The following is a 22,577-nucleotide window of genomic DNA, read 5'->3' as shown; positions in this document are numbered from 1 at the left end:
CGGCCGCCTCACTTGGCCGTACCCAGCGTGCGCATGCGCAGGTTCATCGGCGCGGCTTCCTCGCCATCGACGCGCACGTCGAGCAGCGTCGGCCCCTTGCGGGACAGGATCGCACCCATGTCCAGCGCCTCGAGGTCCTGCGGCGAGCGGATCACGTGGCCCGGGATGCCCATTGCCGCCGCCAGCGCCGCGTAGTCGATCGACGGCAGCTGGAAACCGACGGCCTCGGCACCCGCGAAGCGCTGGCCGTGCTTGACCATGCCGAGCGCGCCGTCGTTGAGCACGACGAACAGCACGGGCAGACCGGCTTCGGCGGCGACCGTGATCTCCTGGCCGTTCATCAGGTAGCTGCCGTCGCCGGTGATGCAGACGACCGGGCAATCGCGGTTGCCGGCAGCGATGCCGATCGACGCGCCGATCGCCCAGCCCATCGGCGCGAAGTCCATCGTCACGCGCAGCCAGCCGGCGCGGTGCTGGCGGCGCTCGCGCAGCAGCAGCGGCTCGTGCGCGGCGCGCGGCGCGCGGCGGTCGTGCGGCGACAGGTAGTGCACCGCCCACACCGCGCTGTTGCCGGCGTCGGCGACGAAGCGGGTGTTCGGCGGGCACAGCCGCGACAAGGCCTTCATCAGCCGCTGCGGCTTGATCGGCGTGGCTTCGCTGTGGAAGGCCTCGGGCTTGCACAGCAGCCCATCGGCCGCGGCACTTTCCCCACGGCGCTCGGGGAAAGGCAGCACGTTGCCGGCGTGCGTGCGCTGCTGCTGCATCGAGATCAGCTGCTCGCACACGGTCGAGATCCGGCCGCGCACGTGCAGCCGCGCGCTCGGCGAGTACATCAGGTTCTCGTCGCAGCAGTCCACGTGCACCAGGCGCCGGTTCATCAGCCCGGCCGCCCAGCCGCCGCTGTTGAGCTCGCTGAAGGTGGTGCCGAAGGCGACGATCAGATCGGGCTCGGCGGCCAGCAGCGCCTCGGCGTTGGCATGCCCGCCGAAGCCGAACACACCGCGGTAGGCCGGATGCTGCGGATGCACCAGGCCCTTGCCGTCCGGCGTGGTGATGAACAGCGCGCCGTGCATCTGCACCAGGCGCATCAGCAGCGGCGCGGCCTCGGCGCAGCCATGGCCGATCAGGAAGACCGGCTGCTTCGCGCCGGCCAGCAAGGCGTGCAGTTCTTCGATTGCCGGCCCGTCGGTCACCTCGGGCGCGCGCCGCAGCAGCGCACCGGCCCAGTCGTTGCCGGCGGGTGGCGTCGGCAGCGGTCCGCGCAGCAGGTCGACCGGCAACGACAGGTGTGCCGGGCCCTGCGGGAAGCCTTGCGCCTTCATCAGCGCGTTGTGCAGCTTGGGCCACAGCTGGTCGGGATGCGAGACCAGCGAGCTGTAGCGCGTGCAGTGGCGCAGCATCGCGACCGTGTCGATGCCGCTGCAGCTCGACTCCTGCAATGCGCGCTTGCCCCAGGAGTGCTGCGGCGGCTGGCCGGTCAGCACCAGCAGCGGCACCTGGTTGTCGTAGGCGCAGGCGACGCCGGTGATCAGGTTGGTCGCGCCGGGGCCCGAGGTGGCAATGCAGACGCCGAGCTTGCCGGTCTCGCGCGCATAACCGTCGGCCATGCAGGCCGCGCCGGTCTCGTGGCGGGCGACGACCGGCTGCGGGCCGCCTCGGCGCGCGCTGCGGGCGAGCGCGTTGTACAGCGGCTCGATCGCGCCACCGGGGATGCCGAAGACGTACTCGACGCCGAGCGCCTCGAGGCTGCGGATGATCAGGTCGGCGGCGTCGACGGGCGCGGCGAATGCCTGCTCGTCACGGCGGAAGACATCCGCCCGGGCCAGCGCGTTGTCCATGTGGTGCACTCCCTGGTCCGGGGCCCGCGCCGGGCGCCTGACCCTGCTGATCGCTGCATTGCGGCAGGCCGAGCCTGTCGCGTGTTGCGCCCCGCTGATCCCAGCAGGCGGGCTTCTGGCGGTCCTTGAAGACTTCTTGCCGTGAAGCTGTGCACGAGTATGCCAGTTTTATCGTTTATGCTTGTTTTGCCTATTACCGAAGTAGGGCTAATGGACGGAGGACGCGGGTGCACATCAAGTCCGACGACGGCATGACGAAAAGGGGTCACGCGTGGCGCCCGCCGCGCGCGACAGGCGTTAGGAACGCCGTGCCTCACACCACCCAGGGAGAGTCGACATGAACCTGAAGAAATGGACCACCCTCGCCACCGCATGCGCCGCCATGGCCGCGGTGCAAGCCAAGGACAAGGCCTCCGATCTGCCGCTCCTGCTGATCGGCGGGTCGTACTCGGAAGGCAAGACCCCCTTCAACAACGGCATCGCGCCGCTGGGTGGCATCTCGGTCGGCTTCGGGTCGTACATCAGCCTGGGCACCGCGCTGATCCGTGACGAGCGGCTGCCGGGTTACGTCATCAACGAAGGCCAGGCCGGGGCCACGACCTTCCCGCGGCCCTACTGTCCACCAGGCTCGCCGACCTGCGGGCCGGCGTCGTGGGACGGCTTTCAGACCCAGTTCGACCGGGCATTGGCACGGGTCGCGCTGCCGCCGACCTTCACCACGTACAACGCGCGCTATGTGGTGATCACCGCACCAAACGACTGCCTGCATGCCGATGCCTTCGGCGTGCCGCAGGCCTTGTCGCAGCCATGCACCCCGGCACAGATCAACGGCGTGGCCGATCGACTGATTGCCGTGGGACAGTCCGCGTTGGCCAGGGGCCTGACACCGATCTACGACGTACATCCGCGCTATGAGGACCTCGACCTGCCGCTGTTCCGCTCGATGTTCGGTCTGGCCTGGGTCATCGGGGAAACCGACTACCGTGCCCTGCGCGACCTCGTGCGCATGCGCCTGCGCGCTGAACTGGCCGGCGCGCTGGTGCTGGACATCTGGAAGGACTTCCGACACGGAGGTGACGGCGTTCATCCCGATGCGGCGACCGTGCGCAAGGCGGCCAGGACGATCGCGCAGGAGATCCACCGCCGCGGCGACGGGGGGCGCTGAGCCGCACCGTCTGTTCGGCAGCAAACCGGATGGGGGACCGCATGGTGTCGGCTGTAGGATCGGCCGACTCAACGACGAGGAGGGGTCCCGGCATGCGTCCTGTATGTTGTGCAGCGCAGTCCTTGATCTGGCTCATGGCGCTGCAGGCTGGCAGCGCCGTCGCACAAGCCGCCGTCGAGGAGGACGAGTTGGCGATGGCCTTCGGCGACAAGGCGTCGATCAGCATCGCGACCGGCAATCGGCAGCCGCTGCGGCGGGCACCGGCGGTGGCGACCGTGATCACCGCGGAAGAGATCGCCGCGATGGGGGCCCGCGACATCGACGAGGCGCTGGAGGCCGTGCCCGGGGTCCACGTCTCCCGCAGCAACCAGGGCTTCCCGGCCCTGTATGTCATGCGCGGCATCTACAGCGAGTTCAATCCGCAGACCCTGGTGCTGCTCAACGGCGTGCCGCTGACGACGTTGTTCGTCGGCAATCGCGGCAACGTGTGGGGCGGTCTGCCGCTCGACAACGTCGCCCGGATCGAGGTGATCCGCGGGCCGGGGTCGGCGCTCTATGGAGCCGATGCCTACGCCGGGGTGGTGAACATCATCACCAAGAGTGCGGCCGATGTGGCAGGGACCGAGTTCGGCGTGCGCGGCGGCTCGTTCTCGACCTACGAGGCATGGATCCAGCACGGCGGGCAGATCGGGGCGCTGAAAGCCGCGGCGTACCTGCGCGTCGGCAGGACGGACGGCTACCGCCGCACCATCGATCGCGACAATCAGAGTTTTCTCGACGGCCTGTTCGGAACGCGGGCGAGCCTGGCGCCCGGGCCCGTGAACACCGGCCACGAGGGCGTCGACGCCAGCCTGGCCCTCGAATGGTCCAAGCTGCAGCTGCGCGCGAGCTACAAGCTGCGCGACAAGCTCGGGACCGGCGCGGGCGCCGCCGGCGCGCTGGATCCCGTCGGCAAGGGGCGTTCGGAGCGCTTCCTGACCGATCTCTCCTGGAACGACATCGAGATTGCGCCGCGCTGGAAGCTGGACCTGAGCGCGAGCGCCTTCCACTACAGCAACGAGTTTCCGCAGCCGCTGCAGTTGTTCCCGCCGGGAGCGTTCGGCGGTGCTTTCCCGCAAGGCATGATCGGTGCGCCGCAGACCTGGGAACGGCAGGTGCGGCTGGCGGCGGTGGTGAGCCATTCGAGCAACGGCCACCAGTGGCGGCTGGGGATCGGCCACGACGACCTCGACATGTACCGGACGCAGGAGTTCAAGAACTTCTCGCTGGTCCCGTCGGGGCCGTTCATCGGGCTGCCCGTGCCGACGCCCGGCGCGCAAGTGGTCGAGTTCCCGGTGGCCGAGTCCTTCGTCGCACCTCATCGCCGGCGTGTGGACTACGTCTACGTGCAGGACGAATGGAATTTCCGCCGCGACTGGACGCTCACGACCGGTGTCAGGCACGACCGCTATTCCGATGTCGGCGGGACGACGAATCCACGCGTAGCGCTGGTCTGGGACGCGAGCCTCGATCTCACCACGAAGCTGCTCTACGGCCGCGCATTCCGCGCACCATCGTTCACCGAGCAGTACAGCATCAACAACCCGGTGATCCGCGGTAATCCCGACCTGCAACCGGAGACCATCCGCACCCTCGAGGCGGCCCTGGCCTGGCAGGCCGGCGTCGACCTGCAGGTGAACCTGAACATGTTCCGCTATGCGATGCGCGACATCATTCGCACGACCCAGGCCAGCGACGGCTCCGCGGTTTTCAACAACATCGGTTCGCAGCGCGGCCGCGGCGCAGAGCTGGAGGCGCTCTGGCAGGCCAGCCGAGGCCTGCGACTCTCCGGTCACTACGCCTACCAGCGTTCGATCGACGAGGATGCGGGGCGCGACGCCGGCTACGCGCCGCGGCAGCACCTGTGGGCTCGCGCCGACTGGAGCTTTCGCAGCGGCTGGCTGTTCAGCGCCCAGGCCAACCACGTGGCGGACCGTCGCCGCGCGGCCGGCGATCCGCGCAGCGACATCGCCGACTACACCACGCTGGACTTGGTGCTGCGCAACGCGCGCGGCAAGAAGGGCTGGGAGCTCGGCGTGACCGTGCGCAACCTCTTCAACGCCGACGTGCGCGAACCTAGCCTGTCACCGGGCATCGCTTATCCGAACGACCTGCCGATGGCGCCGCGTTCGGTGGTTCTGCAGGCGATCTATCACCTGTAGACAGCGGCAGGCTGCGCCAGCCGTACAGGACGATCGACTGCAGGCGCTCTGCCGGCTGCGCAGCGTCGACATGCAGCGCCGGAAAGCGGCGCAGCAAGGTGCCGATGCCGATGCGTGCTTCCATCCGACCCAGTCCCGCACCCAGGCAGTAGTGGATTCCGTGACCGAAGCTGAGGTGGCGATTCGGGCTGCGGCCGATGTCGAACTCGTCGGCCTTGTCGAACACGGATTCGTCGCGGTTGCCGGAGGCGTTGAAGATCAGCACGACCTGTCCGGCAGCGATGGCTTGCCCGCCGATGGTCACGTCACGCGTGGCCTTGCGGGCGAAGAACTGGAACGGGGCATGAAAGCGCAGCGACTCGTCGATTGCGCCGGCCAGCTGTTCGGGATCGGAACGCACGCGTTCGAGGGCCGCCGGATGCGCCAGCAGCAGCTGCAGCGTGTTGCCGATCAGGTTGGCAGTGGTCTCGAAGCCGGCGATGAGCAGCAGCCGGCAGGTGCTCGTGATCTCCTCGGCCGTCAGCCGGGCGCCGTCGATCTCGGCGTGCACCAGACCGCTGATCAGGTCTTCGCGCGGCGCGCTGCGCCGTTGTTCGGCCAGTGCCCCGAGATAGGCCATCAGTTCATCGACGGCGGCGAGCCACTCGGGTTCAGGCGGCTGGCCGTGCAGCTCCGCTTCGGCGACACGGATCGCGGGGACCGACCACTGCTTGAAGCGTTCGCGATCGGACGCCGGCAAGCCGAGCAGCTCCGCGATCACCGTCACCGGCAGCGCGAAGGCGAGGTCGGCGATCGCGTCCATCCGGCCCGTGTGCTCGACGCGGTCGAGCAGCGCATCGGTGATCGCCTGGATGCTCGGCTCGAGCGAAGCCATCAGCTTGCTGGTGAACGCCCTTGCGACCAGCTTGCGCAGCTGTGTGTGGCGCGGCGGGTCCATCGTCGCCATCGTCTGGTAGGCCGACAGGTCCGACGAGAAGGTCGCGGGATCGGCCAGCACCGACTGGATGTCGGCGTAGCGGTAGACCTCCCACATCTGGAGCGCGGGGTTGAACGAGACCGGTGTGGTGGCGCGCATGCGCGCGTAATGGGTGTAGGGATCAGGGTTCATGGCGGGAGGATTTAGGGGGCCAAGGGCGCCTGGCCGCGCCTTCGTAGGCGACGTGGCTGCACGGTATCGGGAACAGCGTGCCGGCAGGCTGTTCGCAGGCTTCGATGAAGCACGGCTGCATGCCGGCGAGGAAGGCGGGGAAGCCGAACAGGTAATGTTCGCGCGGCGTGAAGCCGAGGTCGGCGGTCAGCGCTGCCGACAAGGCGGCATAGTTCATGCGCCAGCGCCAGCGACCATCGAGCAGAAACTGCTCCACGTCCTTTGCAAGTTGGAGGTGCGGCCCGCCGTCGAGGCCCAGCCGATGCGCCAGTGCCAGCGTCGGCTCGAGCCGTTCGTCGCCGGCGGCGATTGGCCGCCCATAGCCGGCCAGGCCGCGATGGCGATCGAGCTCGACGCGCACGCAGTCCGCCAGCGAGGTGCCGTCGCGCATGCGGTTCAACGTGCCGGTCAGGAAGCGCGCCGCGCGGATGTCGATGCCGCGGCCGTAGATCGACGCCTCCGACACCGCCAATGCCGCCGAGGCGCCCAGGTTGCCCGAACTGCGCGTCGTGCCGGCGAGCGCGGCGACGCGGTTGTTCCAGATGCGCGCGTCCGGGTAGCTCGTGTAAACCCAGATCGCATGCAGCAGTTTCAGCTGCTTCGCCGTGTGGCGACGACCGGTGATGCCGAACACGTACAGGTCGACCCAGTCGGCGTCCTTCAGGTCGGCGTGAAGATCGTGGCCGCGAAAGACCGCCCGCTGGCCGACGAAGGCGGCGCCCATGCGCGTGCGCAGGCGACCGACGCCGTCGTGCAGGGATCGTCGGCTAGCGCTCATTGCTCGGCTCTCGCGGCAGTCTTCGAACGGCCGGGGTCATCCTGCAGTTCGACGGCAAAGAACGGGAAGTCCCGGTACGAATTCGAACGCTGCTCTAGCGCGTGGGCTGCGGCACCCGGCAGGCGCATTAGCAGGAACAGCATTTCGCCGGCCTCCGGGCTGAAGCCGAGGTCGGTCAGTGCGGCCGCCGCCACTCCCGTCATCGCCAGCGGGCCCCCGGCGCATCGCTCGAGCTCGACGCGCTGCGCTCCGAGCCATGCCAGGGAGGTGCCCGGGCTCAGTTCAGTCATGCGGTGCAAGGCCTGGCGCACCGTGCCGGCGACCGAGGTGCCGTGCGGGTCGAAGCCCGGTGGCTCGCTGTGGTCGGGCCAGATGTCGGTGCTGGTCGTCGCGGGCCGCTGCAGATGACGGCGCCACGCTGCAAGGTCGGTTCCGCAGGCCTGCCAAGCCTCCATTGCCAGCAGCACTTCACGTGCGCCGGTGTGTTGGCCCGCCCCCACCGCGAGGGCTGCCATCAGCGCGGCTGCAGCGGGGGAGCCGCCGATGCCGGCGCACATGGCCGCATGCACCGCCGGATCGCGCGGTCCGGCGTTCGCCAGCCCGACGGCGAGCGCTTCGAGCAGCGCGGCCTGCGCCGCATCCGGTGCTTCCCCGCGAAACAGCAGGTACAGCATCTCCACCCAGCGCGCATGGCCCAGCATCTGGCCGTAGACGTCGTAGCCGTGGCAATGGGCGGTGCGCGTCGCAAAGGCGTTGTCGGCCTCGGCCTCCTCCTGCCAGATGCGCGTGCGCACGGGCGTCACCGGTGCGCTCATAGCAGGCTCATGCCGCCGTCGACGGCAAGTTCCTGGCCGACTACGTACGACGAGTCGTCGCTGGCGAGGAACAGCACCGACCGCGCCACCTCGTCGGCCTCGCCGAAACGCTTCGACGGCGACTTGCTCAGGATCTCCCGCTGTGCGGCCTCCACGACCTCGGCGGGCAGTCCGAACTTGGCCCAGATCGGTGTCGCGATCGGCCCCGGGCTGATCGCGTTGACGCGAATGCCGCGGCCGATCAGTTCGAGTGCCAGGGTCTGCACCAGCGAGCGCTGCGCCGCCTTGCACGCGCTGTAGACGCTGAAGTTCGGGGAACCCATCTGGTTGGCGATCGAGGTGGTCAGGATCACCGACGCCTTGGGCCGCAGCAGCGGCAGCGCCTTCTGCACGGCGAAGAAGCAGCCCTTGAAGTTGGCCGCGACGTCCTCGTCGAAGCGCGCTTCATCCACAGCCTCGAACGGCGCCGGGCGCAGCGAGGCTGCGTTGACGAACAGCACGTCCAGGTGTCCGAATCGCTGCCCGACCGCGCCCATCAGCGCATCGATGTCGGCGGTCTTCGAGGCATCGCTCCGGAACGCCTCGACGTCGTTGCCCAGGCTGGCGCGGGCGGACGCCAGTGCCGACGCGTCCCGACCGGTGATCGCGACGCGCGCACCCTGTTCGAGAAAGAGTTTCGCGGTGGCGAGCCCGATGCCGCTGCTGCCGCCGGTGATCAGGGCGGTCTTGCCTTGTAGCCTTTGCATGTCGCTTTGCATGTCGATTACGCAGTTCCGAGAGTCTTCATCCGAACATTGATCGGCGGCACTTCCTCGCCATCGATGCGCACGTCCAGCAGCGTCGGCCCCTTGCGCGACAGGATCGCGTTGAAGTCCAGCGCGTCCAAGTCCTGCGGGCTGCGGATCACGTGGCCGGGGATGCCCATCGCCGCGGCGATCGCCGCGTAGTCGACCGTCGGCAGCTGGAAGCCGATCGGCTCGGCGCCGGCCAGGCGCTGGCCGTGCTTGACCATGCCGAGCGCGCCGTCGTTGAGCACGACGTAGAGCACCGGCAGGCCGAGCTCGGCAGCAACGGTGATCTCCTGGCCGTTCATCAGGTAGCTGCCGTCGCCGGTCAGGCAGACCACCGGGCAGCGCGGGTTGCCCAGCGCGATGCCGATGGCCGAGCCGATCGCCCAGCCCATCGGCGCGAAGTCCATCGTCACGCGCAGCCAGCTCGAGCGGCTGGTGCGCTGGTCGCGCCCGGCTGGCGGGCTGGTCGCGGCGCGCGCCGCGCCGCGACGGTCGTGCGGCGCCAGGTAGTGCACCGACCAGGCGGCGCTGTTGCCGGCGTCGGCGACGAAGCGCGTATGCGGGGGGCAACGCTCGCCGAGCGTGCCGATCAGGCGCTGCGGCTTGACGGGACTGCCCGTGTCGCGCAATGCCTCGGGCTTGTCGACCATCGATTCGTAGGCCAGCTTCGCGACCTGCGGGTGCTGGAACGGCAGCACGTTCACGGCCTCGCCCGACGGTGCCAGCAGGCTCAAGAGCTGCTCGCACACCGAGCGGATGTTGCCGCGCACGTGCAGCCGCGCGGTCTGCGAGCGCATCAGCTTGTCATCGCAGGTATCGACGTGCACCAGCCGGCTGTTCAGCAGCTGGGCCGACCAGCCGCCGCTGTTGAATTCGCCGAAGCCGGTGCCCAGGGCGATCACCAGGTCGGGGCGGCTGGCTAGCAGCTCGCGCGCCGTCGAATGACCGCCAAAGCCGAACACGCCGGCGAAGCGCGGATGCCGCGGATTGACGAAGCCCTTGCCGTCGGGCGTCGTGATGAAGTGGCCGTCGGTGAGCTGCACCAGCTGCATCAGCGCCGGAATGGCCTCGCCGCAGCCGTCGCCGATCAGCCAGACCGGCCGCTCGGCCGCTTTCAGCAGGCGCGACAGCGACTCGGTGGCGGCGACGTCGATCATCGCCGAGGGCCGGTTCAGCAGGTCGGCGAAGGTCGCTGCATCGGGCTGCATCGCCATCGTCTGGCGCAGGATGTCCACCGGCAGCGACAGGTGGCTCGGGCCCATCGGCGCGCGCTGCGCCTGCATCAGCGCGTTGAAGAGTTTCGTCGGCAGCTGGTCGGCGTGCGAGACCAGCGAGTTGTAGCGTGTGCAGTGGCGGAACATGCCCACCGTGTTGACGCCGGTGCAGCTCGACTCCTGCAGCGCACCCTTGCCGAACGAGTGGATCGGCGGCTGGCCGGTGATCACCAGCATCGGCACGCTGTTGTCGAACGCGCAGGCGACGCCGGTGATCAGGTTGGTCGCGCCGGGGCCGGAGGTGGCGATGCAGACGCCGATCTTGCCGGTCTCGCGGGCATACCCGTCAGCCATGTAGGCCGCGCCGGATTCGTTGCGCGCGACGACGGCCTGTGGCCCACCGCGGCGGCCGCTGCGCGCCAGCGCGTTGTACAGCGGCTCGATCGCGCCGCCCGGAACGCCGAAGACGTATTCGATGCCCAGCGCTTCGAGGCTCTCGATGATCAGATCCGCGCAATCGGGTTCGCGGGACTCGCGGGCCTGGCGAAAAGCGTCGGCCGGATAAAGGATGGATCGTTCCACGGTCGGTGCTGCCCAAGCGCCACGCAAATCGACCCCGCGCTTGGCAGATGCAAGCGGCGATGGCTGACCTTCGGGGCGACAGATCGTGCGCAAACCCGCTCGAAAGCGGACTTGCTCAAGGCCGGAGGTTCGTCGTCCTCCGTGCCTTGCAAGGCTCCCTGGTCTGTCGGGGTGTGGATGGGACCGTTGTGGTCCCCAAGTGCTCGACAACCGGTCCAGGCTGCGGGCACAGCGGCGAACTGTATCGAGTTGATACCGCCAGGTGTCCCCCCCGTTCGCGTGCTAGCCGTGCGTAGTTCCCGTTGCGCAGCGCCAATGCTTGTGGCTCGGCGAATGTCGGCGGCGGTATTGCATTGCACAAAGCGAAAGGGCCGCGCGTGGCGGCCCTTCCTTGTCGTTGCGACGGTGGTGCGTCGCAACTAGGCGGTGGCGACCGGAATCTTGCCGATCTTCGCCTGCCATTCCTTCGGCGCGGTGTTGTGCACGCTGGTGCCTTGCGCATCGACCGCCACTGTCACCGGCATGTCCTGGACGTCGAACTCGTAGATCGCCTCCATGCCGAGGTCGGCAAAGCCGACGACCTGCGCGCCCTTGATCGCCTTGGCCACCAGGTACGCGGCACCGCCCACGGCCATCAGGTAGGCCGAGCCGTGCTTGCGGATCGCCTCGATCGCCACCGGGCCGCGCTCGGCCTTGCCGACCATCGAGATCAGGCCGGTCTGGGCCAGCATCATCTCGGTGAACTTGTCCATGCGCGTCGCCGTCGTCGGGCCGGCCGGGCCGACCACTTCGTCGCGCACCGGGTCGACCGGGCCGACGTAGTAGATGACGCGGTTCGTGAAGTCGACCGGCAATTGCTCACCCTTGGCCAGCATGTCCTGGATGCGCTTGTGCGCGGCATCTCGGCCGGTCAGCATCTTGCCGTTCAGCAGCAGCGTGTCGCCGGGCTTCCAGCTCGCCACTTCGGCCTTCGTCAGCGTGTTGAGGTCGACCCGCTTGCTCTTGTTGTAGTCGGGCGCCCATTTCACGTCGGGCCACAGGTCCAGGCTCGGCGGGTCGATGTAGGCCGGGCCCGAGCCGTCGAGCACGAAGTGCGCGTGGCGCGTCGCGGCGCAGTTCGGGATCATCGCGATCGGCTTGCTCGCGGCGTGCGTCGCGAAGGTCTTGATCTTGACGTCGAGCACGGTGGTCAGCCCGCCCAGGCCCTGCGCGCCGATGCCCAACGCGTTGACTTTCTCGTAGAGCTCGAGGCGCAGCTCTTCCAGCTTGTTCGACGGTCCGCGCTGCAGCAGCTCGTACATGTCGATGTCGTCCATCAGCGCTTCCTTGGCCAGCAGCACGGCCTTCTCGGCGGTGCCGCCGACGCCGATGCCGAGCATGCCCGGCGGGCACCAGCCGGCGCCCATCGTCGGCACCGTCTTCAGCACCCAGTCGACGATCGAGTCGCTCGGGTTGAGCATCTGCATCTTGCTCTTGTTCTCGCTGCCGCCGCCCTTGGCAGCGACGATCACGTCGATCGTGTTGCCCGGCACCACCTCCATGTGCACCACGGCGGGCGTGTTGTCCTTGGTGTTCTTGCGCTCGAAGATCGGGTCGTTCAGCACCGAGGCGCGCAGCACGTTGTCCGGGTTCAGGTAGCCCTGGCGCACGCCGGCGTTGACGGCATCGGCGATCGAGCCGGTGAAGCCTTCCCACCGCACGTCCATGCCGATCTTCAGGAACACGTTGACGATGCCGGTGTCCTGGCAGATCGGGCGCCGGCCCTCGGCGCACATCTTCGAGTTGGTCAGGATCTGCGCGATCGCGTCCTTCGCCGCCGGGCTTTCCTCGCGCTCGTAGGCGCGCGCGAGGTGGGTGATGTAGTCGGCCGGGTGGTAGTAGCTGATGTACTGCAACGCGGCGGCGATGCTTTCGACCAGGTCGGCCTGGCGGATCGTGGTGCTCATGGCGGAGGGCTTTCGGGCGGCGGGGAAAATTCAGTGCCTGGCGTTGGATGCGCCGGCACCGCCGAGGATGCGGTCGGAGGCGGCGATGGCCATCGCTGACAGCAGGAAGGCGATGTGGATCGCGGTCTGCCACAGCATCGTCTTCTCGGTCAGGTTGGGCGCGTTGATGAAGGTCTTCAGCAGGTGGATCGAGCTGATGCCGATGATCGCCGTGCCGAGCTTGACCTTCAGCACCGAGGCATTGACGTGGCTCAACCATTCCGGCTGGTCCGGATGGCCTTCGAGGTCCATGCGCGAAACGAAGGTCTCGTAGCCGCCGACGATCACCATGATCAGCAGGTTGCTGATCATCACGACGTCGATCAGGCCGAGCACGACCAGCATGATCAGCGTCTCGTTGAAGGCGATCTCGCCGTCGCTGCCGGGCACGTAGCCGGCACTCTTCACGAGCTGCGCCAGGGCCTGCTGGTCGCCGAACGCGGCCTCGACCAGGTGCACCAGCTCGACCCAGAAGTGGAAGACGTACACGCCTTGCGCGACGATCAAACCGAGGTAGAGCGGCAACTGCAGCCAGCGGCTGGCGAAGATCAGGTTGGGCAGGGGACGGAGGCGGATGGGAGTCTTCTGCGGATCAGGAATCATTGGGGAGAGCGTGGGGTCGCACCGGGTAGGATTTTAGGTGCCGCGTATGCGACCATCGTGACTGGCCCCTCGGCCGCAACCGATCCGTCGGGAGTAAGCGGTTCGTAAGAGCCTCCCGATAGCGTCGCGGCAGTTTTGGCCTACCCATAGCAGGAGACCCCGCATGAGCGCTTCCGACGGCTTGCACGAGCCGAAGATCTACGCACCGTCCGAAGCCGCTGTGCGCTCGGCCCACGTCTCCGGCATGCCCGCCTACCAGGCGTTGGTCGACGAAGCGAACGCCGACCACCAGGCCTTCTGGGCCCGCCTGGCGCGCGAGCATCTGAGCTGGAAGACGCCCTTCACGAAGGTGCTCGACGACAGCGAGGCGCCGTTCTTCAAGTGGTTCGAGGACGGCACGCTGAACGTCTCGTACAACTGCCTCGACCGCAACGTCGAGGCCGGCCTCGGCGGCAAGACCGCGATCATCTTCGAGGCCGATGACGGCACCGTCACCCGCGCCACCTACAGCGATCTGCTCTCGCGCACCTGCCGCATGGCCAACGCGCTGCGCGAGCGCGGCGTCAGCAAGGGTGACCGCGTCGTCATCTACATGCCGATGAGCATCGAGGGCGTGGTCGCGATGCAGGCCTGCGCGCGCATCGGCGCGACGCACTCGGTCGTCTTCGGCGGCTTCTCGGCGCAATCGCTGCGCGACCGCGTGAACGACGCCGGCGCGGTGATGCTGATCACCGCCGACGAGCAGGCGCGCGGCGGCAAGTCGCTGCCGCTGAAGGCCATCGTCGACGAGGCGATCGCGCTCGGCGGCTGCGAGAGCCTGAAGAACGTCATCGTCTACAAGCGCACCGGCGGCCAAGTGGCGTGGGATGCGAAGCGCGACGTCTGGCTGCACGACGCGCTGGCCGGCCAGAGCGAGACCTGCGAGCCAGAGTGGGTCAGCGCCGAGCACCCGCTGTTCCTGCTCTACACCTCCGGCTCGACCGGCAAGCCCAAGGGCGTGCAGCACTCCAGCGGCGGCTACCTGCTGCACGCGGCGCTGACGACCAAGTGGACCTTCGACCTGAAGCCCGACGACGTCTTCTGGTGCACCGCCGACATCGGCTGGGTCACCGGCCACACCTACATCACCTACGGCCCGCTCGCGCTCGGCGGCACCGAGGTCGTCTTCGAGGGCATCCCGACCTATCCCGATGCCGGCCGCTTCTGGAAGATGATCCAGGACCACAAGGTCACGATCTTCTACACCGCGCCGACGGCAATCCGCTCGCTGATCAAGGCCGCCGAAGGCAACGCCGCGGTGCACCCCGACCGCTACGACCTGAGCAGCCTGCGCCTGCTCGGTTCGGTCGGCGAGCCGATCAACCCTGCCGCCTGGGAGTGGTACCACCAGCACATCGGCGGCGGCCGCTGCCCGATCGTTGACACCTTCTGGCAGACGGAGACCGGCGGCCACATGATCACGCCACTGCCGGGCGCGACGCCGCTGGTGCCGGGTTCATGCACCTTGCCGTTTCCCGGCATCGACGCCGCGGTCGTCGACGAGACCGGCAACGAAGTTCCGAACGGGCAGGGCGGCATCCTGGTCGTGCGCAAGCCGTGGCCGAGCATGATCCGCAACATCTACGGCGACCCCGAGCGCTTCAAGAAGAGCTACTACCCGCCGGAGCTGAAGGGCTACTACCTCGCCGGCGACGGTGCGATCCGCGACGCCAAGACCGGCTACTTCACGATCACCGGCCGCATCGACGACGTGCTGAACGTCTCCGGCCACCGCATGGGCACGATGGAGATCGAGTCGGCGCTGGTCTCGCACACCGACCTGGTCGCCGAGGCGGCCGTCGTGGGCCGTCCCGACGAGACCACCGGCGAGGCGATCTGCGCCTTCGTCGTGCTCAAGCGCCCGCGCCCGACCGGCGACGAAGCGAAGAAGATCGCCAAGGAGCTGCGCGACTGGGTCGGCAAGGAGATCGGCCCGATCGCCAAGCCCAAGGACATCCGTTTCGGCGACAACCTGCCGAAGACGCGCTCCGGCAAGATCATGCGCCGCCTGCTGCGCTCGATCGCCAAGGGCGAGCAGATCACGCAGGACACCTCGACGCTGGAGAACCCGGCGATCTTGGCTCAGTTGTCGGAGAACAACTGAGCCAAGTCCGCGCGTAGCGCGGTGGGCGCCCGATAGGGCGACCAGGCCGGGGCTCGGGGAGCGCTCATGTCGCGCAGCGACGTGACGCGCTCACCAGAACCCGGCGATCCTGGCGCAGTTGTCCGAGAACAACTGACCCCCGAAGCGCGGGCCGGGGCCCCCCAAGGTTTGGGGCGGCCTGGGCGCTGCGCGTCTCATTTCCGCCTGTACAGTGCCGCGTTCGATTGAGGGACGAGGCATGCGAATGAAGACAGTGGTGGGAGTGCTGGGTGCGCTCGGTGTGATGCTGGCGCACGCGCAGACCAGCGAAGTGCGCGAGCGCGAGATCGGCGTGCCCAAGTGCGCAGCGCCGGTCGCCAAGGTGATCGTCAGCGAGATCAAGTGCAAGTCGGCCGACTGCGGCTCCGGCGCCGGCCAGCAGGACCCGCGGCGCTACCGGTGGTGGGAGTACATGGGCACCGGCGGCGGCACCGTCAATCAGCCCACCTACACGGGCGTCGGCACCGGCATGACCGACATGCTGTCGACCGCGCTGAGCCAGACCGGCTGCTTCGAGGTGATGGAGCGCCAGCAGCTCGACGAGATCAACAAGGAGCTCGCGCTGGTCGGCAAGAAGGTGCAGGTCGAGGCGGCGGACTTCATGGTCGTCGGCTCGATCACCTCGCTCGGCTTCGAGCAGAGCTCGACCGGCCTCGGCGCGCTCGGCGGCCTGTTCAAGGGGCCGCTGTCGATCGTCGCCGGCAGCGTCGACTTCAAGAAGAGCAAGGTCCACATGAACATGGACCTGCGCGTCGTCGACATCAACAAGGCCAAGGTGGTCGGCTCGCGCACCTTCCAGGCCGACAACGAGAAGCGCGGCTTCGGCCTGTCGGGCGCCGGCTGGGGCGGCGGCGTCGGCCTCGGCGGCAGCCATGCCAGCATCAGCGGCTCGCCGCTCGAGGAAGTGGCGCGCGACCTGCTCGTTCGCTCGACCAGCTACATCGCCGACTCGCTGGCCGGCAAGAGCGTCACCGAGCGGGTGACTCTGACTGCGGCCGAAGAGAAGAAGTAGGCCATCCCGGAAACGACAAAGCCCCGCAAGCGGGGCTTTGTTGCTTCAGGCGCGAAGGCCGATCACTTCTGCGTCATCACCCAGGCGGCGAGCTGCTTGGCCTCATCGGCGCTGACGCCGGGATTCGCGGGCATCGGCACCGCGCCCCAGACACCCGAGCCGCCCTTCTGGATCTTCTCGGCGAGCTTTGCGGTGGCGTCCTTCTGGCCGGCGTACTTCGCGGCGACTTCCTTGTAGGCCGGGCCGACGAGCTTCTTGTCGACCGCGTGGCAGGCCATGCAGGCCTTCTTCTGCGCCAGGTCGGCATTCGCGAAGGCGGGGGCGGCGAACGCTGCGGCCAAGGTGACGAAGAGGGCGGCTTGTTTCATGGGGTCCTTTCGTGGCGTGGCCCGAGGGCCGGCTGGAGTACAGTGCTTCGGTTTCAACGAATTCTAGCCGGGGCGGTTGACGTCGCCCTTGCACGACAAGGGACTCGGCAGATGTGGTTCGTAGCCGTCGGTTGCCTGCTGGTGCTGCTGAAATGGGCCGATCTGACGCCGGTCGCCAACTGGGGTTGGCTGTGGGTGCTGTCGCCTTTCGCGGCGGCAGCCGTCTGGTGGATCATCGCCGATGCCACCGGCTTCACGAAGCAGCGGGAATCCGACAAGGAGCAGCGCCGCGTCGAGGCGCGCCGCGAGCGCCACCTCGACAACATGGGCTTGAACCTGAAGAAGCGACGCGGCGGCACGACCGGCAAGCCGCGCGTTCCGACCGACGACAACCCGCGCTAGCCAAGGCCAGGGCGGGCCGCCGGCAGCCTCACTCGAAACGATCGAGCACCGCGCCGAAGCTGGCGCTCGACGCACATTTCGCAAACTTCGCCAGCACGCCGCGCGTGTAGCGCGGTGCCGGCGCTTGCCAGGCGGCGCGGCGTCGCGCGATCTCTGCGTCGTCGACGTTCAGCTGCAGCAGCAGCTCGTGCGCATCGATGGTGATCGAGTCGCCCTCGTGGATCAGCGCGATCGCGCCGCCTTCAAACGCCTCCGGGGCGACGTGGCCGACGACCATGCCCCAGGTGCCGCCGGAGAAGCGGCCGTCGGTGATCAGACCGACGGTTTCACCGAGGCCCTGGCCGATCAGCGCGCTGGTCGGCGCCAGCATCTCCGGCATGCCGGGACCGCCCTTGGGCCCGAGGTAACGCAGCACCATCACGTCACCGGCGACGATCTTGCCGGCCATGATCGCCGCCAGCGCCGACTGCTCGTCGTCGAAGACGCGCGCCGGACCGGTGATCACCGGATTTTTCAGGCCGGTGATCTTCGCGACGCAGCCGTCCGGTGCCAGGTTGCCGCGCAGGATCGCGAGGTGGCCTTGCTCGTAGATCGGCGCGGTGATGTCGCGGATCACGTCCTGGTCGGCGCGCGGTGAATCAGGCACCTCGGCCAGGTTCTCGGCCACCGTCTTGCCGGTGATCGTGATGCAGTCGCCGTGCAGCAGGCCGGCCTTCAGCAGCACCTTCATGACCTGCGGAATGCCGCCGGCGCGGTGCAGGTCGATGGCCAGGTATTTGCCGCTCGGCTTCAGGTCGCACAGCACCGGGATCTTGCGGCGCATGCGCTCGAAGTCGTCGATGTCCCACTCGACCTCGGCCGCATGCGCGATCGCCAGGAAGTGCAGCACCGCATTGGTCGAGCCGCCGGTGGCCATGATCACCGCGACGGCGTTCTCGATCGCCTGCTTGGTGACGATGTCGCGCGGCTTCAGGTCCGCCTTGACGGCGTTGACCAGCACGTCTGCGGCACGGCGCACCGTGCCGACGATCTCGTCCTCGACGTTGGCCATCGTCGACGAGTAGGGCAGGCTGACGCCCAGCGCCTCGAAGGCCGAGGACATCGTGTTCGCGGTGTACATGCCGCCGCAGGAGCCGCTGCCGGGGATCGCGCGGCGCTCGATCTGGCAGAAGTCCTCTTCGTTCATCTTGCCGGCCGAGAACTGGCCGACCGCCTCGAACACGCTGACGATGTTCAGGTCCTGGCCCTTGTAGTGGCCGGGCAGGATCGTGCCGCCGTAGACGTAGAGCGAGGGCACGTTCGCGCGCAGCATGCCCATCAGGCCGCCCGGCATGTTCTTGTCGCAGCCGCCGATCACCAGCACGCCGTCCATCCACTGGCCGCCGACGCAGGTCTCGACGCAATCGGAGATCACCTCGCGCGACACCAGGCTGTACTTCATGCCCTCGGTGCCCATCGCCATGCCGTCGCTGATCGTCGGCGTGCCGAAGACCTGCGGATTGGCGCCGGCGGCCTTCAGGCCTTCGATCGCCGCATCGGCCAGGCGCTGCAGTCCGGAGTTGCACGGCGTGATCGTCGAGTGCCCGTTGGCGACGCCGATCATCGGCTTGCCGAAGTCGCCCTCGGTGTAGCCCATGCCGTAGTACATCGAGCGGTTCGGCGCGCGCGCGACGCCTTCGGTGATGTTCTTCGAGCGGCGGTTCGAGGCCATGGCGGCAGCTCCTTCGGGATCGGAATGCGGGCAGTATCGGATCCTCGGCAGTCGATCGTCCAATATATTTGTGCCTGAGTTTTGATTCATGGAGCGTATCGATGATCGAGCTGCGACCCCTGCGCCAGTTCCTCGCACTGGCCGAGGAACTGCACTTCGGCCGCGCCGCCGCACGGCTGCACATGACGCAGCCGCCACTGACGCTGGCGATCCAGGCGCTCGAGCGCACGTTCGGCGTGGCGTTGTTCGATCGCACGCGGCGCAGCGTCGCGCTGACTCCCGCGGGCCAGGCCTTGCTCGCGCCGGTGCGGCGCCTGCTCGCGGGCGCCGATGAGCTGCCGCGGCTGGCGCAGGCAGCCGCCTCCGGGCTCTCGGGCACGCTGCGGCTGGCCTTTGTGTCGAGCATCGCCTACGGCCCGCTGCCGGAATGGCTGCGGCGCTTTCGCGAAGCGCATGCGGACGTCGCGCTGCAGCTGCGCGAGGCAACGCTCGACGTGCAGCTCGCCGCCTTCGATGCCGACGAGATCGACGCCGGCTTCGTGCTGCATGCGCCTGACGCCGCGCCGGCCGGCTTCGTGGCCTGGCGCGCGCTGGCCGAGCCGATGGTGATGGCGCTGCCGGAGAACCATCCCGCGGCCGCGCTGCGCAGCCTGCGTTTCGCCGCGATCGCCGACGAGCCGCTGGTGATCTTTCCGCGCCAGATCGCGCCCTCGCTGTACGACGCGGTGCTCGCCGCCTATCGCGCGAATGGCGCGACACCGCGCATCGCGCAGGAGGCGATCCAGATGCAGACGATCGTCAACCTGGTGTCCGCAGGCATGGGCGTCGCATGGGTGCCGGAGGCGGTGACGCGGCTGCAGCGGCCGGGTGTCGTCTATCGCGCCGTCATCGGCGCAGCGCTGCGCTGCGAGACCAGCCTGCTGTGGCGCGAACCGGCGCTGCCGGTGGTCGAGCGCTTCGTCGCGCAGGTCACGACGCTGCAGCGACAATCCGCCGCCGGCGTGGCGCGCAAGACCACGCCACGACGTTTCACGCGGAGTGTCTAACTGATGCTGGTGCATCCGAATTTCGATCCGATCGCCCTGTCGCTGGGGCCGCTGAAGATCCATTGGTACGGGCTGACTTACCTGCTCGCCTTCGGCCTGTTCTTCCTGCTCGCGTTGCGGCGTGCCAGGCAACCCTGGTACGCGGCCACCGGCTGGACGCGGCGCGAGATCGAGGACATGCTGTTCTGGGGCGTGCTCGGCACGATCCTCGGCGGCCGCCTCGGCTATGTGCTGTTCTACAAGCTGTCCGAATACCTGGCGAATCCGCTCGACATCTTCGCGGTCTGGAAGGGCGGCATGTCCTTCCACGGCGGCATGCTCGGCGTGATCCTCGCGCTGATCCTGTATGCGCGCCGGCGCGGCCGGCCGTGGCTGGACGTGACCGACTTCGTCGCCCCCTGCGTGCCCACCGGCATCGCGGCGGTGCGCCTGGGCAACTTCATCAACGGCGAGCTGTGGGGGCGCGCGGCCGATCCGTCGTTGCCCTGGGCGATGGTCTTTCCGCAGGCCGGCGACGGCCTCGCGCGCCACCCGTCGCAGCTCTACCAGGCCGGGCTCGAGGGCCTGCTGCTGTTCGTGCTGTTGTGGATCTACGCGCGCAAGCAGCGGCCGATCGGGCAGGTGTCGGGCGCCTTCCTGTTCGGTTATGGCGTGTTCCGCTTCATCGCCGAATTCTTCCGCCAGCCCGACAGCCACCTCGGCCTGCTCGCGCTCGGCATGAGCATGGGCCAGTGGCTGTGCGTGCCGATGATCGCCGCCGGCGTGCTGTTGTGGGTCTGGGCCGGCCGCCGCGCCCGGTAGGATTGCGGTCCATGCGACAGATCTTCCTCGACACCGAAACCACCGGCCTGAACCCCGAGAGCGGCGATCGCATCGTCGAGATCGGCTGCATCGAGATGGTCAGCCGGCGCCTGACCGGCGTCGACAAGCACTTCTACCTGAACCCCGAGCGCAAGGGCGACGCCGAGGCGATCAAGGTACACGGCCTGACCGACGACTTCCTCGCCGACAAGCCGAAGTTCGCCGAGGTTGCCGACGAGCTGCTCGGCTACCTGGCGGGCGCCGACATCGTGATCCACAACGCCGGCTTCGACGTCGGCTTCATCAACGCCGAGTTGAAGCGCCTGGGCCGCGAGCCCTTCCACACGATCGCCGGCAAGGTCACCGACACGCTGGCGATGGCGCGTGACATGTTCCCCGGCAAGGCCAATTCGCTCGACGCGCTGTGCCGCCGGCTGGAGGTCGACAACACCCACCGCACGCTGCACGGCGCGTTGCTCGATGCCGGGCTGCTGGCCGAGGTCTACATCCGCCTGACGCGCGGCCAGGACTCGCTGGTGATCCACCACGACGACGGCCCGTCGACGCCGCAGGCCGAACTGGCGCGCGACCTGTCGATCTTCGTGCTGCCGGTGATCGAACCGAGCGACGACGAGCTCGCCGCTCACGAGGCGCTGCTCGCCGACCTCGACAAGGCCAGCGGCGGCAAGACGATCTGGCGCAGGACCGCAGAAATCGCTATGGCATAATCCGCGCTTCGCTGACGGCAGCCCAGCCGCCAGCGGACCCGGAATACCGGGCGGTTAGCTCAGCGGTAGAGCACTGCCTTCACACGGCAGGGGTCGCAGGTTCGAACCCTGCACCGCCCACCAAGAAGAGGCTCCACCAGGAGTTCACGACAGCGCCCACTACAAGGTGGGCGTTTTCGCTTGTGGTTGGCGGGCGGCGCTTGGCCGAGTGAACGGGGAGGGGCGTGCGGGGCAGGGCAAGCCATCGTCCGCTACCGATCGATCGACTCGTCCACCTGCGTCAGGAAGTTCGACGGCAGAGTCAGACCCAGCTCACGTGCGGTGCGCCGGTTCACGGCGAGCCGGAAGCGCGAAGGCCGTTCCACGGGAATCGACTCGGGCGACTTGCCCCCCAGGACGGACGAGACGATCGCGGCCAGACGCTGCGTCGCCGCCGAGGGATCGCCGCCGTAGCTCAGGAAGCCCCCGAGTTGAGGAAAGCTCACCCGCCAGTAGATCGCTGGCAGACGGTGCTGCAAACACAGCTTGGCAATGCGCTCCTGGTTCCTCGAGATACTGGGCGCCGCAAGCACGGTCAGCGCCTGCACTGCCGAGCGACGAGCCAGGCCAAACGTAGCTGGCCAGTCGTCCAGGCCATGCAGTTCCAGCCGAATCAGCTGGAGGCCCAGCAGAGCGGCGGCGCGCTCGGACTCGTCAGTTTCGCCTTGCATGACAGCCGGCGGATGGAACAGCATGCCGACGCGGTGCAGCCCTGGAAGCGCATCCTTCAGCAAAGACAATCGCTTGCCGGCCTCTTCCTTCGTCAATCCGGTAACCCCGGTGACCCGGCCACCAGGCCGATTGAGTGACTCGACGATGCCGAGCTCGACCGGGTCGACCTGGATGTTGAACACGATCGGCACCGACCGCGTATTCCGGACGGCCGCCCGAGCGGCCGGAGATCCCCAGGCCAGCAGCACGTCGACGCCGGATGCCTCCAGTGAGGCCGCCTGTTCTCCGATGCGCGTTGCATCGCCGCGGCCGAATCGATGTTCCGTCCGCAACGACACGCCCTCGGTCCAGCCCAGCGCGGTCAGGGCCTGCTGAAGGAACGAAAAGCTGGCCTCGGGCTCGGCATCGACCCAGACGATGCCGAGGCGGCGCACGGCCGAATCAGCCCAGCCGACCGGCAGCGAGGCAGCGGTCAGGGCACCGAGCACGCGCCGTCG

General features: G+C 68.3%; 19 protein-coding genes and 1 tRNA gene. 9 read left to right on the top strand and 11 right to left on the bottom strand.

Annotated features, from left to right (window positions below):
- Positions 1 to 8: 8 nt before the first annotated feature.
- Positions 9 to 1,838: a thiamine pyrophosphate-binding protein gene (locus HLB44_RS23675; protein ID WP_173128030.1), complete on the bottom strand. Its 1,830-nt coding sequence runs from the start codon at positions 1,836 to 1,838 to the stop codon at positions 9 to 11.
- A 337-nt stretch (positions 1,839 to 2,175) separates the two neighbouring features.
- Between HLB44_RS23675 and HLB44_RS23670 the strand changes: the two genes are divergently transcribed.
- Positions 2,176 to 3,003, top strand: coding sequence for an SGNH/GDSL hydrolase family protein (locus HLB44_RS23670; protein WP_173128027.1), 828 nt, complete (start codon positions 2,176 to 2,178; stop codon positions 3,001 to 3,003).
- 41 nt (positions 3,004 to 3,044) lie between these two features.
- Positions 3,045 to 5,204, top strand: a complete 2,160-nt coding sequence (locus HLB44_RS23665) for a TonB-dependent receptor plug domain-containing protein (protein ID WP_173128025.1) — start codon at positions 3,045 to 3,047, stop codon at positions 5,202 to 5,204.
- Here the strand turns inward: HLB44_RS23665 and HLB44_RS23660 are convergent.
- The 7 genes from HLB44_RS23660 to HLB44_RS23630 form a co-directional block, all read right to left on the bottom strand.
- Positions 5,119 to 6,312 carry a cytochrome P450 gene (locus tag HLB44_RS23660; RefSeq protein ID WP_173128022.1) on the bottom strand — a complete coding sequence of 398 codons (1,194 nt, stop codon included), beginning with the start codon at positions 6,310 to 6,312 and terminating at the stop codon, positions 5,119 to 5,121. The genes HLB44_RS23665 and HLB44_RS23660 overlap by 86 nt on opposite strands.
- Positions 6,302 to 7,129 carry a citrate synthase family protein gene (locus tag HLB44_RS23655; RefSeq protein WP_173128019.1) on the bottom strand — a complete coding sequence of 276 codons (828 nt, stop codon included), beginning with the start codon at positions 7,127 to 7,129 and terminating at the stop codon, positions 6,302 to 6,304. Before HLB44_RS23655 ends, HLB44_RS23660 begins: the two co-directional genes overlap by 11 nt.
- Positions 7,126 to 7,944, bottom strand: a complete 819-nt coding sequence (locus HLB44_RS23650) for a citrate synthase family protein (protein ID WP_173128016.1) — start codon at positions 7,942 to 7,944, stop codon at positions 7,126 to 7,128. Before HLB44_RS23650 ends, HLB44_RS23655 begins: the two co-directional genes overlap by 4 nt.
- The gene (locus HLB44_RS23645; protein ID WP_173128013.1) at positions 7,941 to 8,690 is read right to left on the bottom strand and encodes an SDR family oxidoreductase; all 750 of its coding nucleotides are present in this window, start codon (positions 8,688 to 8,690) and stop codon (positions 7,941 to 7,943) included. Before HLB44_RS23645 ends, HLB44_RS23650 begins: the two co-directional genes overlap by 4 nt.
- Positions 8,691 to 8,707: 17 nt before the next feature.
- Entirely contained in the window at positions 8,708 to 10,531 is a 1,824-nt protein-coding gene (locus tag HLB44_RS23640) for a thiamine pyrophosphate-binding protein (protein WP_343051506.1), read from the bottom strand.
- A 419-nt stretch (positions 10,532 to 10,950) separates the two neighbouring features.
- Positions 10,951 to 12,477 (bottom strand): fumarate hydratase, encoded by a 1,527-nt coding sequence (locus HLB44_RS23635; RefSeq protein ID WP_173128010.1) that lies wholly within the window; start codon positions 12,475 to 12,477, stop codon positions 10,951 to 10,953.
- 30 nt (positions 12,478 to 12,507) lie between these two features.
- On the bottom strand, positions 12,508 to 13,119 hold the full coding sequence (locus tag HLB44_RS23630) for a TIGR00645 family protein (RefSeq protein ID WP_173128007.1): 612 nt from the start codon (positions 13,117 to 13,119) through the stop codon (positions 12,508 to 12,510).
- Positions 13,120 to 13,282: 163 nt separating this feature from the next.
- On the opposite strand from HLB44_RS23630, the gene acs reads away from it, so the two are divergent.
- Complete coding sequence (gene acs / locus HLB44_RS23625; RefSeq protein WP_173128004.1) at positions 13,283 to 15,262, top strand: acetate--CoA ligase; 1,980 nt, start codon at positions 13,283 to 13,285, stop codon at positions 15,260 to 15,262.
- Positions 15,263 to 15,500: 238 nt separating this feature from the next.
- The gene (locus tag HLB44_RS23620; RefSeq protein ID WP_246312422.1) at positions 15,501 to 16,313 is read left to right on the top strand and encodes a CsgG/HfaB family protein; all 813 of its coding nucleotides are present in this window, start codon (positions 15,501 to 15,503) and stop codon (positions 16,311 to 16,313) included.
- Positions 16,314 to 16,375: 62 nt separating this feature from the next.
- On the opposite strand, the gene HLB44_RS23615 is transcribed toward HLB44_RS23620, so the two are convergent.
- Positions 16,376 to 16,681, bottom strand: coding sequence for a c-type cytochrome (locus HLB44_RS23615; RefSeq protein ID WP_173128001.1), 306 nt, complete (start codon positions 16,679 to 16,681; stop codon positions 16,376 to 16,378).
- A gap of 111 nt (positions 16,682 to 16,792) precedes the next feature.
- Here HLB44_RS23615 and HLB44_RS23610 point away from each other — a divergent pair, with 111 nt between their 5' ends.
- On the top strand, positions 16,793 to 17,083 hold the full coding sequence (locus HLB44_RS23610) for a TIGR04438 family Trp-rich protein (RefSeq protein WP_173127998.1): 291 nt from the start codon (positions 16,793 to 16,795) through the stop codon (positions 17,081 to 17,083).
- 28 nt (positions 17,084 to 17,111) lie between these two features.
- Here the strand turns inward: HLB44_RS23610 and ilvD are convergent, their stop codons facing one another.
- On the bottom strand, positions 17,112 to 18,794 hold the full coding sequence (gene ilvD / locus HLB44_RS23605) for a dihydroxy-acid dehydratase (RefSeq protein WP_173127996.1): 1,683 nt from the start codon (positions 18,792 to 18,794) through the stop codon (positions 17,112 to 17,114).
- A 101-nt stretch (positions 18,795 to 18,895) separates the two neighbouring features.
- Here ilvD and HLB44_RS23600 point away from each other — a divergent pair, with 101 nt between their 5' ends.
- The 4 genes from HLB44_RS23600 to HLB44_RS23585 all read left to right on the top strand — a co-directional run bounded on the left by HLB44_RS23600 (position 18,896) and on the right by HLB44_RS23585 (position 21,492).
- Positions 18,896 to 19,840 carry a LysR family transcriptional regulator gene (locus HLB44_RS23600; RefSeq protein WP_173127993.1) on the top strand — a complete coding sequence of 315 codons (945 nt, stop codon included), beginning with the start codon at positions 18,896 to 18,898 and terminating at the stop codon, positions 19,838 to 19,840.
- Positions 19,841 to 19,843: 3 nt separating this feature from the next.
- Positions 19,844 to 20,641, top strand: a complete 798-nt coding sequence (gene lgt, locus HLB44_RS23595; protein ID WP_173127990.1) for a prolipoprotein diacylglyceryl transferase — start codon at positions 19,844 to 19,846, stop codon at positions 20,639 to 20,641.
- Between the two features lie 11 nt (positions 20,642 to 20,652).
- On the top strand, positions 20,653 to 21,369 hold the full coding sequence (dnaQ, locus tag HLB44_RS23590) for a DNA polymerase III subunit epsilon (RefSeq protein WP_173127987.1): 717 nt from the start codon (positions 20,653 to 20,655) through the stop codon (positions 21,367 to 21,369).
- A 48-nt stretch (positions 21,370 to 21,417) separates the two neighbouring features.
- Positions 21,418 to 21,492 (top strand) — tRNA-Val (locus tag HLB44_RS23585).
- Between the two features lie 128 nt (positions 21,493 to 21,620).
- Here the strand turns inward: HLB44_RS23585 and HLB44_RS23580 are convergent.
- Complete coding sequence (locus tag HLB44_RS23580; RefSeq protein ID WP_173127985.1) at positions 21,621 to 22,568, bottom strand: ABC transporter substrate binding protein; 948 nt, start codon at positions 22,566 to 22,568, stop codon at positions 21,621 to 21,623.
- Positions 22,569 to 22,577 lie beyond the last annotated feature (9 nt).

Origin of the sequence: Pseudaquabacterium terrae (genome assembly GCF_013266755.1) — a bacterium.
Taxonomy (GTDB): Bacteria; Pseudomonadota; Gammaproteobacteria; order Burkholderiales; family Burkholderiaceae_C; genus Pseudaquabacterium; species Pseudaquabacterium terrae.
This window is presented reverse-complemented; position numbering and strand designations above follow the sequence as displayed.